The following is a 15,594-nucleotide window of genomic DNA, read 5'->3' on the forward strand; positions in this document are numbered from 1 at the left end:
ATCAAAATCTTTAATTGCACTATTAATTGTATATACATTTAAACATACAAATAAAATTGCAACTCGATAACGATCGTCTAAAGAAGTAGGAATGTTATGGAACTTGTTTTAATTAACGCTCGCATTGTCAGCATGGAAGCTGGAGACAAAGGTTACCAACCTAGTCAGCCTAAAACGATCGTCATCAAGAACGGACGTATTGAAGCCATTACCGATCAAAGCGTCGATACAACACATAGCTTTGTGGTTGATTGCACAGGTAAATTGGTTACTCCAGGACTTATTGATGCTCACACCCACCTTATCTTTGAAGGCAACCGCGCTAATGAATTCGAAATGCGTCTGCAAGGTGTGCCTTACCAGACCATCGCAGCGCAAGGTGGCGGCATTCTTTCAACCGTTAACGCTACACGCAAAGCGTCTATCGACCAGTTAGTTGAAAATGCACTGCCAAGATTAGATGGCTTACTTCAAAGCGGTGTCACTTCCGTTGAAGTGAAATCTGGTTATGGGTTAACACTGGAAGATGAAATTAAAATGCTGCAAGCGGCAAAAGAGCTTGAACAGCATCGTCGAGTAAAAATCACAACAACGTTACTAGCAGCCCACGCACTGCCCCCTGAATATAAAGATCGCCCAGACGATTACATTGAGCATATCTGCCAAGAGATCATCCCTCTAGTGGCAGAGCAAGAACTCGCCACCAGCGTAGATGTGTTCTGCGAGTCGATTGGTTTCAACTTAGAGCAGACCGAAAAAGTATTCCGCTGCGCTATTGAGCATGGCTTAAAAGTAAAAGGTCACACAGAGCAACTTTCCAACCTCGGCGGCACGGCTTTGACTGCTCGCTATAACGGATTATCCGCAGACCATATCGAATATCTCGATGAGCAAGGTGTTGAGGCACTGGCACAGTCCGGTACGGTCGCCATGCTGCTTCCTGGCGCATTCTATTTCCTACGTGAAACACAAAAGCCACCGATTGAACTGCTTCGCCAACATAAGGTTCCAATGGCTTTGGCGACGGATATCAACCCGGGCACCTCTCCCTTTGCAGACTTAACATTGATGATGAACATGGGCTGTACTCTGTTTGAACTAACACCTGAAGAGAGTTTACGCGGTGTAACTTGCCACGCAGCAAAAGCTCTGGGTTATGGCGATTCACGTGGTCAAGTTTCTATCGGCTTTGATGCTGACCTATCCATCTGGAACATCGACCATCCGGCGGATCTCAGTTACCAAGTGGGTGTGCCTCGACTGTATGCCCGAATCGTGGATGGCACCATTTGCAACGATTAACAACAACGATTTCAAAGTAACGACTCGCTGAATGCCGTTACTCAATTAAATCTCTATCTGTATAGAAAAACATTTAAATCAAGCTCCACGGAAACCGAGCTTAAACCAAATGATGTTTGGCCTTCAAAAGGCCAAATCAATTAATGATGAAAAGGAGTCTCACATGACGCAGCACCAAAACCAAGGTTCACGTCTTGATACTAGCCGCACGATTCGTGCGCCACACGGCACAACGCTTCGTGCAAAATCTTGGTTAACAGAAGCACCGCTTCGTATGTTGATGAACAACTTAGACCCAGATGTTGCCGAACACCCACATGCACTTGTGGTATATGGTGGTATCGGCCGCGCTGCGCGTAACTGGGAATGTTACGACAAAATCGTTGAAGTTCTAGAACGTCTAGAAGAAGACCAAACTCTGGTTGTCCAATCAGGTAAGCCTGTAGGTGTGTTCCCTACACACAAAAATGCGCCACGCGTACTGATTGCGAACTCAAACCTTGTTCCTCACTGGGCAAACTGGGAACACTTCAACAAGCTGGATAAAGAAGGCTTGATGATGTACGGACAAATGACCGCAGGTTCTTGGATCTACATCGGTTCACAAGGTATCGTTCAAGGTACATACGAGACTTTCGTTTCGGTCGCGAAGAAACACTTCAACGGCGAAGCAAAAGGGCGTTGGGTTCTGACTGGTGGTCTTGGTGGTATGGGTGGCGCTCAGCCTCTAGCGGCTACCATGGCAGGCTTCTCTATGATCGCTGTTGAATGTGACGAATCACGTATCGATTACCGTTTACGTACTCGCTATGTTGATAAGAAAGCAACAAGCCTAGATGAAGCACTAGCGATCATCAACGAATCTGACGAACCGGTATCTGTTGGTCTACTCGGTAACGCTGCGGATATTTTCCAAGAGCTGGTTGATCGCGACATCACGCCAGACGTAGTAACAGACCAAACTTCTGCGCACGACCCGCTAAACGGCTACCTACCGCAAGGTTGGAGCATGGAATACGCTGCTGAAATGCGTAACAGCGACGAAGCAAAAGTCGTGAAAGCGGCAAAAGCGTCGATGGCGGTACAAGTGCGTGCAATGTTAGAGCTACAAGCTCGCGGCGCTGCGACTCTCGACTACGGTAACAACATCCGCCAAATGGCGTTGGAAGAAGGCGTAGAAAACGCATTCGACTTCCCAGGTTTCGTTCCGGCTTATATCCGTCCACTATTCTGTGAAGGTATTGGTCCATTCCGTTGGGCTGCACTCTCTGGTGATCCAGAAGATATCTACAAAACCGACCAAAAAGTAAAAGAGCTCATTCCAGATAACCCTCATCTACACAACTGGCTGGATATGGCTCGTGAGCGCATCAGTTTCCAAGGTCTACCAGCACGTATCTGTTGGGTTGGTCTGAAAGATCGTGAGCGTCTAGGTCAGGCATTCAACGAAATGGTTAAAAATGGCGAACTTAAAGCCCCTATCGTTATTGGTCGCGACCATTTAGACTCGGGCTCAGTAGCAAGCCCTAACCGTGAAACCGAAGGTATGATGGATGGATCGGACGCCGTGTCTGACTGGCCACTACTTAACGCGCTGCTTAATACAGCCGGCGGCGCAACTTGGGTTTCACTACACCACGGTGGTGGCGTAGGCATGGGCTTCTCTCAACATTCTGGTATGGTGATTTGCTGTGACGGTACTCAAGATGCTTCTGAACGTATCGCTCGCGTTCTTCACAACGACCCTGCAACGGGTGTTATGCGTCACGCGGATGCCGGTTACGAAATCGCAAAACGCTGTGCAAAAGAGCAAAAACTTGACCTACCAATGCTCAATGAAGAGCTGGCTAAACTGAAGTAAGGACATCATAAATGTTAAATTTAGTCATTAAACCGGGCACTCTGACGCTAAACCAACTGCGTAACGTTAGCCGTTCACCTGTGATTCTTTCTCTTGATCCAGAAGCTATTCCAGCTATCGAACGCAGCACTAAAGTGGTTGAGCAAGTGATTGCCGAAGGTCGCACCGTTTACGGCATCAACACAGGTTTTGGTTTGCTAGCAAACACCAAAATCGCCCCTGAAGATTTAGAGACTCTACAGAGAAGTATTGTTCTGTCTCACGCGGCTGGTATTGGTCAATTCATGTCAGACGAAACTGTGCGTCTGATGATGGTTCTTAAAATTAACAGCTTAGCGCGTGGTTTTTCTGGTATTCGTTTAGAAGTTCTAGAAGCACTGATGACGCTAGTTAACCACCAAGTTTACCCATGTGTTCCTAAAAAAGGGTCTGTCGGTGCATCCGGAGACCTAGCACCTCTGGCTCATATGAGCACGGTTCTTCTAGGTGAAGGTCAAGCGCGTCACAATGGTGAAATCATCTCGGGCTTAGAAGCACTGAAGCTTGCTGGTCTTTCTCCAATCACGCTTGCTCCAAAAGAAGGTCTTGCGCTGCTCAATGGTACTCAAGCGTCAACAGCGTTTGCGCTTGAAGGCTTGTTTATGGCGGAAGACTTATTTGCCTCTGCAACCGTATGTGGTGCGATGTCTGTTGAAGCCGCACTCGGCAGCCGTCGTCCGTTTGATCACCGTATCCACGAAGTGCGCGGTCACCAAGGTCAAATTGACGCAGCAGCGGCATACCGTCACCTATTAGATGAAACCAGTGAGATTGGTCAGTCACACACTTCATGTGAAAAAGTTCAAGACCCGTATTCACTGCGTTGCCAGCCTCAGGTGATGGGCGCATGTTTAACTCAAATCCGTAACGCGGCAGATATTCTGCAAACGGAAGCAAACTCTGTTTCAGACAACCCGCTGGTATTTGCAGAAGATGGCGACATCATCTCTGGTGGTAACTTCCACGCAGAACCTGTAGCCATGGCGGCGGACAACCTAGCGCTTGCTATCGCAGAGATTGGTAGCTTGTCAGAACGTCGTATGGCTCTGCTCATCGACAGCGCACTGAGCAAACTGCCTCCGTTCCTAGTGGATAACGGCGGTGTAAACTCCGGCTTTATGATTGCGCAAGTTACAGCCGCAGCACTTGCAAGTGAGAACAAAACTCTGGCTCACCCAGCGTCTGTAGACAGCCTGCCAACCTCAGCAAACCAAGAAGACCACGTATCTATGGCAACCTTTGCTGGTCGCCGCCTACGTGATATGAGTGAAAACACTCGCGGTATCTTGGCGGTTGAATATTTGTCGTCTGCTCAAGGTCTGGATTTCCGCGCACCAAATAAATCTTCAGCTCGCGTTGAAGAAGCAAAGCAAATCCTGCGTGATAAAGTACCGTTTTACGATAAAGACCGTTACTTCTCACCAGATATTGAACAAGCGAATACTTTGCTTGAACTGGCGGTACATAACCACCTGATGCCAGCAAACATTTTGCCAAGTCTTCAATAATCCAAACCGGTAACTAGAGCCCTTCGGGGCTCTTTTTTTAACTGTTCTGCACCTAATTTGACTGATTGGACCATTAAAATAACTTTAGCAGTTATAATCCACACAGTTTTTGTGAAATAGCGTAAATTATGTTTCTAACACCATACTTCTCAAGCCAAGACAAACAATTCCAATTCACTCGCGAACAGGCTAGCCATTTCGCGAAAAAAGTGGCGGGTGATTACAACCCTATTCACGATGAAGACAGCAAACGCTTCTGTGTACCGGGTGATCTCCTATTCGCAGTATTGCTACAAAAAGAAGGCATCAGCAAAAAGATGCGCTTCAAGTTTTCTGGCATGGTGAACGACGGCATTGCTCTGCACATTGAAAACAAATGTGAGAAAGAGAGCGCCGTGGTTGATGGAGCAGGTAAAGAATATCTGCACATGAGCCGAGAAGGTGAAGTTAGCCACAATCCAGCATTCATTGAACACGTTGTGACTAACTACGTACAGTTCTCTGGTATGAACTTCCCTCATATCATGGTGCCTTTGATGGACGAACAGCAGATGATGATTAACCCTCAGCGTCCGTTGGTTATCTATGAAAGCATGGAAGTGGAATTTGAGCGTCTAGACCTAACGCACCCAGAAGTGGAATACACTGGCGCAACTTTCGACGTGGATGGTAAGCGCGGCGTGGTAACCATGACTTTCGCATTTAAAGAAGAAGGTGTGGTTGTCGGTCACGGTGTGAAGCGTATGGTTGCTAGTGGTCTGAAACCTTATGAACAAAGCGAGATTGACGATCTAGTGAATCGCTTTAACGAACGCAAAGAGACCTTTTTGGCTCAGCTTGCCGCTTAATCGTTCTAAAGAATAACCAAGCCCTACTCCGTTGAGTGGGGCTTTTTATTTACGTCACAAATGGGTTTACTTCAAATCCAGCGCCGGACACGGGTTTTATAGTCAACATAAGGCTGACCGAAAATCTGCGTTAAGGTACGTTCCTCTGGCTCTATCTGAAAACGGTTCATATACCAAACGAACCCAATACAGGTAAGCAAACTCAAACCATTCTGTTGCCAATATGCAAAGCCTATCAAGAGCAGTAGTAGCCCTAAATACATTGGATTACGTGAATAGTGAAAGATGCCGCTTTCTACTATGCTCGTCGCTTGATGGGGTTTAGTCGGATTCACCGTTGTTTTCGCTTTACGAAACTCATAGATTCCAGCAATTCCGATAAACCCTGAAAGCACAAAACAGATGCTCCAGACCACGCCAACATAGGGTAATGGAACATGAGCAAACGTGAAAATATGGGCAAAGCGATTAATCAGCACCATGGCAATTACAAACACGGCTACTGGCGGAATTTTCAGTTCCAGTCGATGCATTGATTTTCTCCGTTAGCATTCAATCAATATACTTATACCCAAACTACTTGGAGTTGCAGGTAGGCGCATGTGAGTAAATCCCCATGAGCATAGATAACTATGTGATTAGGGAGCCCCCTATACCAAAACATAAAGCGCTGCAGCTTCAAGTAGGAAGGAGATAATCGTCTAATAATGATAGATAAAATTAAGCCCGACAATGTCGGGCTTAACGCTTTAACTTATTCAGAGTAACTCTAATAACGCTTGTAACGGATGTTTAGGCTTAATGTGCTCAAAACGTTTTACCTGACTACGGCAAGAGTAGCCGGTAATCAAGCAGCGTTCTTTTGGTAGCTTTTCTAAACTTGGTTTCCAGCTTAGTCCGTAAATGTCTTTCGACATTTGTAGCTTATCAAGCTCATGTCCAAACGTACCGGCCATACCACAACATCCAACCGGTACGGTTTGCAGTACCCCACCAAAGTGAGCGAAGATTTCTCCCCATTCCTTTTCGGCATTCGGTAATTTGGTTTTTTCAGTACAGTGTGCCAGTAAATACCACGCTTCACCGTTTTTACTTTCAGAAGTCGCTACAAACTCTGACAGACGCGGTTTCATCCATTCATGAACCGTGAGCACAGAGAAATCGCCACGTTTGTCACCAAGCACTTCAGCGTATTCATCGCGATAACAAAGCACCAAAGCGGGATCTACACCGACCATAGGAATATCAAGATCCGCCACCTTCTCTAGGAAGGCTGCTGTACTTTCTGCCGTTGCTTTAAACTGCTTCAAGAAGCCTTTGATGTGCTGTGCTTTACCGTTTGGCTTGAACGGTAACAACACCGGCTTCTTACCCAGTTTAATTGCTAATGCGATAAAGTCTTCTACCACTTCAGCATCGTAATAACTGGTGAATGGATCTTGAACGATGATGACATGTTGCTCACGCTCATCTTTTGATATGCCAGCTAAATACTGCATATCAAAGTTCGCCACTGGGTGACGACGAGTACGCTGAGCCAAAGTGGGTATGGTTAGCAAAGGAGCATCCACATACCCTACCGTTTTCGCGGTTAGGCTCTGAACCCATTTCTGCTCCAGCACACCATTGACCAACTTCGGTGCTTTGCCCATTAGCGGCAACATGGTTTCGATATTTGCCACCAAATAGTCTTTAACCGGACGTTGATAACGTGAGTGATAGATATTTAAGAAACGCGAACGGAAGCTAGGAACATCAACTTTGATCGGACACTGACTTGCACACGCTTTACACGCCAAACAGCCATTCATCGCTTCATACACTTCGTGGGAGAAGTCATATTCATGACGTTGGTTGATGCGGTTACGAATACGGTCAATCATAGTTTTGATGGTGGCCGTCTTAGTCAGCGTTTGATTTTCTAAATCCAGAATATCAATACCCTGCTCGGTAAGCTGACGTAACCATTCACGTACGAGTCCCGCACGACCTTTCGGCGAGTGACGACGATCTGCAGTGACTTTCATGGACGGACACATTGGAGAGCTGGTTTCGTAGTTGAAACACAAGCCGTTACCATTACATTCCATCGCTTGTTTAAAGCTGTCACGCACTTGGACATCGATTTGACGATCGTAATAGCCACGTTTTTTGTCTGACACTTTAACCAGTTCAAAATTGGTGTTGAGCGGCGTACAGATTTTGCCCGGGTTCATCTTATTGTGCGGATCGAAGGCTTCTTTTACACGGCGGAGTTCGGTAAAGAGCTCTTCGCCAAAGAATTCAGGGCCGTACTCAGAGCGGAAACCTTTACCGTGTTCACCCCACATCAAACCGCCATATTTCGCCACCAGCTTAACCACTTCATCCGAAATTTCGTGCATCATTAGCTCTTGTTTCGGATCGCACAGATCCAAGGCTGGGCGAACGTGCAATACACCTGCATCTACGTGACCGAACATCCCAAAGGCAAGTTGTTTTGAATCCAGCAACTCTCTAAATTCAGCAATGAAATCGGCTAAGTTTTCAGGCGGAACACAGGTATCTTCAGTAAAGGGGACGGGTTTAGCACGCCCTTTGGCTGCACCCAACAGACCCACCGCTTTTTTACGCATGTTGTAGATGCGGTTGATACTGGCTAAATCGGTACACACTTGGTAGCCGATAATCCCCGCTTGGTGATTGGCTAAAGCTTCATCAAGGCTTGCCGTTAATTTGGCAACCAACGCATTTACCGTTGCTTCGTCTTGGTCTGCAAACTCAACAATATTGATGCCTTGCATCTCTTTGCCCGGAACGTCCGTGATAAGGTCACTAACGCTGTGCCAGACGATATCTTCTTTGGCAAGGTTGAGAACTTTAGAATCTACCGTTTCAACAGATAAGGCATTCGCTTCGACCATGAGAGGTGCATTACGTAAGGCAGAATCAAAGCTGTCGTATTTCACATTCACTAAAGTACGTGCTTTAGGAATAGGCGTCAGGTTAAGTTTAGCTTCAGTAATGAACGCCAATGAGCCTTCCGCACCACAAAGAACACGAGTGATATTGAACTCTCCCGTTACTTCATCAATAGCATTTTTCAAGTCATAACCAGTGAGGAAACGGTTAAGAGGAGGAAACTTATCGACAATCTGCTGGCGCTTGTCACGACATACCGCTTCCGTCACCTGCATCGCTTGATAAGCGTAATTACCTTCATCTGGCGTGCCGTGTGACATGTCGGTTTCAAGAATCGAACCATCGGCGAAAACCGCTTGCAAAGACAATACGTGATCAGAGGTTTTACCGTATTTCAATGAACCCTGACCGGAGGCATCAGTGTTGACCATACCGCCTATCGTTGCGCGGTTACTGGTGGAAAGATCGGGAGAGAAGAAAAAGCCGTAAGGACGAACAGCATCATTGAGTTGATCTTTAATCACACCACTTTGTACACGAACCCAGCCTTCTTCAGCATTGATTTCAAGAATCTGATTCATGTAACGAGAAAGATCGACCACGATACCTTTAGTCAGAGCCTGACCGTTAGTACCTGTGCCGCCACCACGTGGGGAAAAAGTCACTCTTTCAAATTCAGGTTTAGCACTCATCTTACCGATTAAAGCCACATCTTCTGTGGATTTAGGCAAAATCACTGCTTGTGGAAGTTGTTGGTATACACTGTTATCAGTGGCTACTGCCAAACGGCTAGAATATTGAGTTTCGATATCGCCGGTAAAACCAGCAGCTTCTAGTTCATGTAAAAACGTTAATACAACCGGATCGACATCAGATTGAAAGTGAAGTCTTGGTAACATTTGCTTCCTGCCCGTAAGTCGCTGATCCAATCAGCTATGGGTTTATAGGTTAATTATATGAATTCGGTCACTTTACAACATTTGAAAAGGTGATCAAATCAGAATCTCGTTGACAGAGCGAATCAAATCCATTTTTCTAACTGTTCAATTTCGTTTCGCTTGAAAACATAAAGTTACAGCTGTGCAAACGTTTGCCAAAAAGCTGGACTAAAAAGTTGTTATGCATTACCAAGGCCGATTGGCCTTTACGGATACACCATGAGAAAAAACAAAATCGTAACCACGGAAGATATCTTGCTAAAGCTGTGTCAATCCGTCTCTTCAGTTCTGACTTCCGCAACCAGTTCCAACATCGGCTATTCAGCCATGGTTCAGAAAATCAACAAAACATCCCTTAAACCAGATTTTGGTTGTTTTGTGCTTTTTGATGGCGGCTTTTCAGGATTAGTTGTTATCAACTTCACTGCGAAAGCAGCCCTTGAGGTCTACACAAACTACATGCGCAGCATGGGCATGCCAGAAGAAGAACTGGCTATTTTGCACACCTCCGATGAAGTAGGTGATGTTTTGGGCGAGTTAATGAATCAGTTAGTTGGTGACTTCACTAACAAGATCCGCAAAGAGCTACAAACCAACATCACCCAGAACCAACCAAAAATGTTGTCTTTGAACAAGCAGGTAATTTTGTCTGTTGATACCAACCTAGACAGGCCTCAAGTAAGACGAGTCACCTTCTCTACTGAGAAAAACAATATTTTCTATCTTGAACTCGCCATGGACAAAACTGAATTTATCCAACTTGAAGATTTTGAAATGGACGAAGATGAAAGCCCAGATGACATTCTTGAAAGTGCACAAAAAAGCATGACAACCAAGAAAGAGAGCAAACAAGAAGATGACGTCGCGTCAGATCTGTTGGACGAGCTAGGCTTATAGTATTAGTTGCCACCGACAAAGGTGGCATCTTCCCTTCCCCTAATGCTGCAAAAACGTTAAAATATCGGACTTTTCTAATCTCGGTACTAGGTCAACAGACCCTAAAGTTTTTGAATGTCGATTGATAAAAAGAAAGCCCTGAAAAAAATTGCCAAGTGTTTAGAGCTTGGAAACTCAGCAAACGTAAACGAAGCTGCCAATGCCATAAAAATGGCGCACCGTTTAATGCTGAAATATGGTCTTGATAAAGATGATATTGAATTCATTAAACTGGGTAAAACACAGTCTAGCCACTTGCTACCCGCCTCTATCAGCTCGGGTATTTTACGCATCATTCGTGGTATCAATACTAAGTTTGGCGTCGAAGCTGTACTTATCAATCACAAAGGTTTAAAGCGTGTAGAGTTTATCGGTGAAGCCGATAGAGCTATTTTTGCTGCTTTTGCTTTTGATATTGTTTACAGAGAAATGAACGAACATACAGGACAGTTCCGCAATAGTTTTGCTGGAAGTGGAACTTCTTCACTAGAAGTAAACAGACGCGTTAGCTCTTTTGTTTCTGGATGGATTGAAGGTGCGTTGGAAAAACTGCCTGTCATCTCGCCGGATGAAGACTCTGCAAACAAAATCAACGATTACATTGATAAAGAATTTAAGAACGTTGACCGCGAAACGTTCAAGCAACAGCTGCGTGAAGCAATGAAAAACCTGACTGCGGATTATGAAGTGGGCTTAAAGAAAGGTCGCAGAGTTTCTGTCAATCGTCCGATAAATGGTGCTCAAGCACCTAAACTATTGAAGTAGACCTTTCATTTAAAGTTTTTCGTCAGCCCTACGTTAAATCAGACTTTTCCTAGTTGATCTTCTGCTTCGAATTTCGTCTGATGCATGCGGAAAAAATAAGACATGGAGTAGATACCTTGAAAAAAATCACATTAGCCCTAGCAGTGGCAATTGCATTATCTGGTTGTCAGGCAACTCAACGCCAAAACGCGACAACCGGTGAAACAGAAACTAACTCTGCAACCAAAGGTGCTTTGCTCGGTGCTCTAGCAGGTGCAGCCGCAGGTTTAGCGACTGGTGATGACGCCAAAGAACGTCGCAAATACGCACTTATTGGCGCTGCAGGCGGCGCTGCTGTCGGTGGTGGCGTTGGTTACTACTTTGACCAACAAGAAGCAGCGCTTCGCAAAGAACTATTAAACTCAGGCGTACAAGTTGAACGTGTAGGCGAAAACCAACTGCTTCTTCGTCTGGAAAACGGTATCGGTTTCTCTACCAACTCTTACCAACTTGATTCAAGCATTCATAACACCTTACGTGGTGTTGCTCGTATTCTTGTTGAATATCCTGATACCAGCCTTGTGATTGATGGCCACACTGATAGCACCGGCAGTGATAACACTAACCAAATTTTATCTGAACGCCGTGCTGAATCTGTTCGTTCATTCCTAATTTCGCAAGGTGTTGCTACTGGTCGAGCGGTTGCCCGCGGCAACGGTGAGCGTTACCCGCTTTGCTCAAACAGCACTGCGCAAGGTCGTTCATGTAACCGTCGAGTAGAAATCCAAATTCTTCCGTTGAAATAAGCCTTTTTACAGAAAAGTCCAATACCGCAAAAAACGGAGTTTGGTTGACTTCAAAAGTTAACTCCGTTTAACTCGCTAGCGACTAACGTTAAGATAGACTTAGTTTAAATCCCAGCTATAAGGCTGGGATTATACTCGAACTACTTGGAGTTGCAGGTAGGCGACAAGTGAGTGAATCCCCATGAGCATAGATAAATTATGTGATTGGGGTGAACGAACGTCGACAACACCGCTGCAGCATCAAGTAGGAAGAGTATATTCTCTGAAGTAGAACACGGAAGGTCATCTTGAATCGACTGATTATTGGACTTATTTCACTCTGCTGGGCTTTCTCTTCTTATGCAGATACGGCCAGTGCTCAAATCGCTGAACTAAAGCAAAGAGCCAGCAATAACGATGCTGCCGCTCAATATCAGTTAGCCCTTCACTATCAAAAAAGTGAAGGCACTCCGCAAGATTTAAACGAAGCCTTCTACTGGTTTCAGCAAGCTTCCGAAAAAAAACAATCTCAGGCGATGCATCAACTGGCAAAGATGTATTTACAGGGTCTAGGTACTGAATTAAATACTGCGGAAGGCATTTACTGGCTAACCCAACTGGCGACGCAAGGGGATACTAAGGCGCAATATGAGCTAGGAAAGCTATATCAGACATTGAAAAACGCCCCTACTTCGCAGCAGATGGCAGAAATTTGGTTCCGTACAGCCGCCGAATCACTTCCTGAAGCAGAACAAGCTTACGCTCAGATATTGGAAGATAAGTTTAACCAACAAAGAGCAAAACAAGTCTCAGCGATTGACCAGCTCAACAACGAGGCAGCTTCTCAGCAAGAGACATTGACTACACCATCCGATTTAGACTTAAACAAACTGAATTGGGCCTATGTTGTGATACTGGCATCGATTGCTCTGCTAATGCTTGTGGCCTCACTCTATCAGCGCAAAAAAAGACAAAAACTTGAGACATCTGCGTCAGACCAATTAACCGAGCAACAACAGCTAGAGCAAAAGCTCGCAGATCATACCGCCGTTATTAAAAAGCAAAAAAGACAACTCGAAATTCTTTATCAGGAGTTAAAACGGTCACAAAAAAACCAAGCGAGTTCAAACCAAGATCAGAAGTTTCAACTCGCCTGCTCAGTATTTGGCTATCATCCAAGTCAACTGCCTGATGAGAAAGCCATTAAGGTTCGCTATAAGCAATTATCCAAGATCTACCATCCAGATATGAAAGGTAGCGACGAAGAGATGAAGCGCTTAAATGGCGCTCTCAAAACCATCCTAAATAAAGTTAACAATTAGTTACAAATGGAAGCCATCAACATCCTCATCCTTTTAAATACTTACATTTTGCAATCGATAACACTCTCATTATTACAACATTTTATTAACTTAATTCACTTTACTGTGGCATAATCCGCGCAAATTTGGCGCCTAGCTAGGAAGCTTTTCAGCTCGCTCTCATTTTTTCGAAGAGACTGAGGTGAAGACCTTTTAATTATCAGTAAGGAGAAGAAATGTTTACTATTGGAGGCGTGTGTGACTGGTGTAAAAGACCGAGTTTACTACTGACTAAGCACGAATATGTAGATGGTAAAGCCCATCACTCTTGTGACCGTTGTAATGACTTTGCACGTATGGATGTAAGACAATTCAATATCGCAGAGCAAGCGGTGAGGGAGCGACAACAAACGCACTCCCTATAGTTTTATAAGTAATTAACTCATAAGTGATTAATTTCTATTTGTGGTTCGAAACCTGTGTTTAGATTCATACATAGATTGATCAGCGAGATTCAGCGCATCATCGAGGGGAAGGTTTTTCTCTAGATCATTAACCATCCCCATTGAAACACTCACCAACAACTCAGTTTCTGTAATACTGTTATAAAATGTAAACTGTCTGATGTTATCGAGCATTTTCTGCGCCCGTTGTGCATCAACACTCGCGACCAACACAAACTCATCCCCACCGATACGGTACGCTTCTCCTTTCCAAAAGCGTTTGATGTTCGTACTTAGCTGTTTCAAAACCTTATCGCCAACATTATGACCATAGCAGTCGTTAATCTGCTTGAATTTGTTAATGTCCAAGTAAACAAGAACTTTTCTCTTAGGGAATTGATTGCCATATTTCTTATAAAGCGCCAGTCTATTTCTTAATCGTGTTAACTCATCGGTAATTGAGCGACGATGAAAAACAAACACCACACAAACCAAGATAGAAATAATAAACAGAAATCTAACAATAGTATTTCTACTTATTTTCTTTTGAGTTTGTATCGTTGTATACCAATCTGGTGGAAAATCATATTTTTTTATTATAGTTTCAACATTAATTAAATTAATCGCTTTGGAAAATAAATCAGACAATATTCTCCCCTTTTCGTTTTTCTGAAACCCGAAGCCCAACTCATAAGAATAAAATGCACCGACATCTTTATCTTCGACAATAGGTAGAATGTTTTTAGAATAACGCAATTTGTGGTTGAATGTAGCTCTAATTATTGCAATGTAGTCTACTTCATTAGTCAATAAACCATTAAGTAAGTCATTTTGTGTCTTATAGTAGACAAATTTTTTCTCAGGCAGCATTTCATTTAGCAGTGAAGCTAAGAAGTTACCTTCTATCACACCTATTTTTTCGATAAACATTTCAGAAATAGAGTGATACACACCGTCTTTATAATTTTTTCGTTTTGCCAGTATCGCTTCTGGACTGTAATAGCCATCACTGAAAAAGAACAGTTCTTTGCGCTTATCAGTAATCGCGAGAGGTGACAATACATCAATAGAGTGGTCAACTAAGCTGGTATACATGCTAGCCCAAGATTCATCAGCTTGGCTGACTAGCTGACAGTCAAGCTGAAGTACATTGCAGGCTTGAAACAAAATTTCAGCTGCGATGCCATCGACACTGCCGTCAAATTGATAGTTGGCAAACAATACCATGTTTTCGAGTTTTATTTTAATAGGCTCTCTTACATCCAATCCGCTTTGAATAACTTGCTTACGCAGAGCCTGTTTTCGTACAGACAATTGGTAGTTATCAACGGATTCTCGCGACAATTTTTGAAAACTTGGCGTGTGAGCATGGTCTTCAATAAGACCTAACAAATCCTGATTTTTGCCTTTTGGTGTAACAACTGATACCGGGTACAACGATATGTGATCATTAAATAAATACGCATCAAAGCCAGACAACATCATTTTTTCTAACTGATTCATACCGTCAACCACCCCATCGACTTGATGGGAGTTCAACATAGCTATTGCGTCGTCAATATTCCGATATTCAATAAATTCCAAATCCGGAAAACCTTCCGCAATGGTACTCTTTATTGTGGTATTTTCAGGAACAGCAAGAATGGAGATATTATCAATATCTGCCTTGCCTATGGTAAAAATGTAAATGTATTCAATACCAATAGGTAGAGAAAAATCTAAATCTTTGGTTCTTTCTTGTGTATATGTCACGTTAGATAGGAAATCGACATAGCCTCGTTCAACCGCCTCTAATGCTTCAGAGAAATTGTCAAATTCTATGTATTCAAATTTTATATTATTTTTCTTAGATACAGAATCAAACAGTATCTTTGTTATAATATCTTCATGTTCGGTTCCGACCAAATAGCTCGTTTCATTATTTGCCAGAACTCCGAATGAAAATAAGGAGACAATAAGTAAAATAAAGCATCGAAATTTATACATCG

Annotated in this window: 12 protein-coding genes; 9 read left to right on the plus strand and 3 right to left on the minus strand. The window is 43.9% G+C overall.

Annotated elements, in window-relative coordinates; genetic code table 11:
* Positions 1 to 96 precede the first annotated feature (96 nt).
* From hutI to HUO09_RS10875, 4 genes are all read left to right on the plus strand, one after another.
* On the plus strand, positions 97 to 1,302 hold the full coding sequence (gene hutI / locus HUO09_RS10860) for an imidazolonepropionase (RefSeq protein ID WP_188233994.1): 1,206 nt from the start codon (positions 97 to 99) through the stop codon (positions 1,300 to 1,302).
* 163 nt (positions 1,303 to 1,465) lie between these two features.
* Positions 1,466 to 3,163 (plus strand): urocanate hydratase, encoded by a 1,698-nt coding sequence (gene hutU / locus HUO09_RS10865; RefSeq protein WP_188233995.1) that lies wholly within the window; start codon positions 1,466 to 1,468, stop codon positions 3,161 to 3,163.
* 11 nt (positions 3,164 to 3,174) lie between these two features.
* Complete coding sequence (gene hutH / locus HUO09_RS10870; RefSeq protein WP_188233996.1) at positions 3,175 to 4,710, plus strand: histidine ammonia-lyase; 1,536 nt, start codon at positions 3,175 to 3,177, stop codon at positions 4,708 to 4,710.
* 128 nt (positions 4,711 to 4,838) lie between these two features.
* A complete protein-coding gene (locus HUO09_RS10875; protein WP_188233997.1) occupies positions 4,839 to 5,558 on the plus strand; it encodes a DUF3581 domain-containing protein in 720 nt (239 codons plus the stop codon).
* Between the two features lie 71 nt (positions 5,559 to 5,629).
* Here the strand turns inward: HUO09_RS10875 and HUO09_RS10880 are convergent, their stop codons facing one another.
* Positions 5,630 to 6,091, minus strand: coding sequence for an isoprenylcysteine carboxylmethyltransferase family protein (locus HUO09_RS10880; RefSeq protein ID WP_167412009.1), 462 nt, complete (start codon positions 6,089 to 6,091; stop codon positions 5,630 to 5,632).
* Between the two features lie 225 nt (positions 6,092 to 6,316).
* On the minus strand, positions 6,317 to 9,358 hold the full coding sequence (locus HUO09_RS10885) for an FAD-binding and (Fe-S)-binding domain-containing protein (protein WP_188233998.1): 3,042 nt from the start codon (positions 9,356 to 9,358) through the stop codon (positions 6,317 to 6,319).
* A 258-nt stretch (positions 9,359 to 9,616) separates the two neighbouring features.
* Here HUO09_RS10885 and HUO09_RS10890 point away from each other — a divergent pair, with 258 nt between their 5' ends.
* The 5 genes from HUO09_RS10890 (at position 9,617) to HUO09_RS10910 (ending at position 13,588) form a co-directional block, all read left to right on the plus strand.
* Complete coding sequence (locus HUO09_RS10890; RefSeq protein ID WP_167412011.1) at positions 9,617 to 10,294, plus strand: DUF3334 family protein; 678 nt, start codon at positions 9,617 to 9,619, stop codon at positions 10,292 to 10,294.
* 120 nt (positions 10,295 to 10,414) lie between these two features.
* Complete coding sequence (locus tag HUO09_RS10895) at positions 10,415 to 11,098, plus strand: DUF2786 domain-containing protein (protein ID WP_167412043.1); 684 nt, start codon at positions 10,415 to 10,417, stop codon at positions 11,096 to 11,098.
* 116 nt (positions 11,099 to 11,214) lie between these two features.
* Positions 11,215 to 11,883 (plus strand): OmpA family protein, encoded by a 669-nt coding sequence (locus tag HUO09_RS10900; RefSeq protein WP_167412012.1) that lies wholly within the window; start codon positions 11,215 to 11,217, stop codon positions 11,881 to 11,883.
* A 287-nt stretch (positions 11,884 to 12,170) separates the two neighbouring features.
* Entirely contained in the window at positions 12,171 to 13,184 is a 1,014-nt protein-coding gene (locus HUO09_RS10905) for a J domain-containing protein (protein ID WP_188233999.1), read from the plus strand.
* Positions 13,185 to 13,399: 215 nt separating this feature from the next.
* Positions 13,400 to 13,588 carry a hypothetical protein gene (locus tag HUO09_RS10910; RefSeq protein WP_188234000.1) on the plus strand — a complete coding sequence of 63 codons (189 nt, stop codon included), beginning with the start codon at positions 13,400 to 13,402 and terminating at the stop codon, positions 13,586 to 13,588.
* 27 nt (positions 13,589 to 13,615) lie between these two features.
* Here HUO09_RS10910 and HUO09_RS10915 read toward each other — a convergent pair whose 3' ends face one another.
* A complete protein-coding gene (locus HUO09_RS10915; protein ID WP_188234001.1) occupies positions 13,616 to 15,592 on the minus strand; it encodes a GGDEF domain-containing protein in 1,977 nt (658 codons plus the stop codon).
* Positions 15,593 to 15,594: the final 2 nt, after the last annotated feature.

Origin of the sequence: Vibrio sp. Y2-5 (assembly GCF_014596725.1) — a bacterium.
Taxonomy (GTDB): domain Bacteria; phylum Pseudomonadota; class Gammaproteobacteria; order Enterobacterales; family Vibrionaceae; genus Vibrio.

Coding starts and splice junctions, on each gene's coding strand:
- HUO09_RS10875 (WP_188233997.1), top strand. CDS start 4,839: ATGTTTCTAACACCATACTTCTCAAGCCAAGACAAACAATTCCAATTC.
- HUO09_RS10885 (WP_188233998.1), bottom strand. CDS start 9,358: ATGTTACCAAGACTTCACTTTCAATCTGATGTCGATCCGGTTGTATTA.
- HUO09_RS10910 (WP_188234000.1), top strand. CDS start 13,400: ATGTTTACTATTGGAGGCGTGTGTGACTGGTGTAAAAGACCGAGTTTA.
- HUO09_RS10890 (WP_167412011.1), top strand. CDS start 9,617: ATGAGAAAAAACAAAATCGTAACCACGGAAGATATCTTGCTAAAGCTG.
- HUO09_RS10915 (WP_188234001.1), bottom strand. CDS start 15,592: ATGTATAAATTTCGATGCTTTATTTTACTTATTGTCTCCTTATTTTCA.
- hutH (WP_188233996.1), top strand. CDS start 3,175: ATGTTAAATTTAGTCATTAAACCGGGCACTCTGACGCTAAACCAACTG.
- hutI (WP_188233994.1), top strand. CDS start 97: ATGGAACTTGTTTTAATTAACGCTCGCATTGTCAGCATGGAAGCTGGA.
- hutU (WP_188233995.1), top strand. CDS start 1,466: ATGACGCAGCACCAAAACCAAGGTTCACGTCTTGATACTAGCCGCACG.
- HUO09_RS10880 (WP_167412009.1), bottom strand. CDS start 6,091: ATGCATCGACTGGAACTGAAAATTCCGCCAGTAGCCGTGTTTGTAATT.